General features: G+C 56.4%; 1 protein-coding gene and 1 pseudogene. One reads left to right on the forward strand and one right to left on the reverse strand.

Translation table 11 applies throughout. The features are described 5' to 3' along the window. A pseudogene (locus tag IT41_RS19310) lies at positions 1-123 on the reverse strand (IS5/IS1182 family transposase); the annotation flags it as partial. 137 nt (positions 124-260) lie between these two features. Here IT41_RS19310 and IT41_RS20500 point away from each other — a divergent pair. Continuing rightward, the coding region (locus tag IT41_RS20500; RefSeq protein WP_036741137.1) for an IS5 family transposase at positions 261-537 on the forward strand (277 nt) is incomplete at its 3' end.

Consider the following 537-nt stretch of genomic DNA (forward strand, 5'->3'; position numbering starts at 1 on the left):
ATTGATGAATATTATGCCGCTCAGCACACGACGGTCGTCAACGCGTGGCTTGCCGTGGGACTTCGGGAAATAGGGTTTCAGACGCTCCATCTGCGCGTCAGTCAGCCAGAAAAGGTTGCTCATGGATCAGGTCTCCTTGCAGAGCCTGAATCACGCGAACAGCCCTAAATCAATGGGTCTGGAGCCTAGGGTCAGGACCCATAAGGCCGCTTGAACCCTTTGGATAGTCGTGATTCACGCCCGCAAACTACGGGGGCAACATGAGCGACTACTACTGGTTGACGGAGGCGCAGATGGAGCGTCTTCGACCGCACTTTCCGAAATCACGTGGCGTACCAAGGGTCGATGATCGGCGGGTGCTGAGTGGGATCATCTACGTCAAACGGAACGGTTTGCAGTGGCGCGACGCGCCATCGGTGTATGGCCCGCACAAGACGCTCTACAACCGGTTCGTCAGATGGTCTCGTATGGGTGTGTTCGCACGCATCTTCAAGGACTTGGCGCAACCAGGGCGAGACGGAGACACCATCATGATAG

It is taken from the genome of Paracoccus halophilus (genome assembly GCF_000763905.1).
Lineage (GTDB): Bacteria > Pseudomonadota > Alphaproteobacteria > Rhodobacterales > Rhodobacteraceae > Paracoccus > Paracoccus halophilus.